At 46.9% G+C, this 277-nt stretch carries 1 pseudogene; it reads right to left on the reverse strand.

What is annotated here, in order from left to right:
• Positions 1–50: 50 nt before the first annotated feature.
• Positions 51–277, reverse strand: a pseudogene (locus SB773_RS31405) (MFS transporter); the annotation flags it as partial.

Genomic DNA, 277 nt, shown 5'->3' on the forward strand with positions numbered 1-277 from the left:
GGGTACGATGGATGAAGGATCTTTCTTATCCATTACAATCCGGGTAAAGGGCCTGTACCAAAAATAAAGTTTTCCGCTGTGGAACGTGCCTCTGCCTGGTAGTTTTCCGCAAGCACGGCTCCAAAACCACCCATCATTCCGTTTACAAAAAACCCTAGGAGTGCGCTGCCCCACAGCAGTACCGCTTCCTCTTTAAAAACAAAGAAGTACAGCACACAAGCGATCGTTCCCCCGATGTAGTAAATCGAAAACGTCTTTTTGCGACCGATTTTATCAG

The sequence above is a fragment of the Bacillus sp. SIMBA_074 genome (assembly GCF_046534555.1).
GTDB lineage: Bacteria > Bacillota > Bacilli > Bacillales > Bacillaceae_G > Bacillus_A > Bacillus_A mycoides.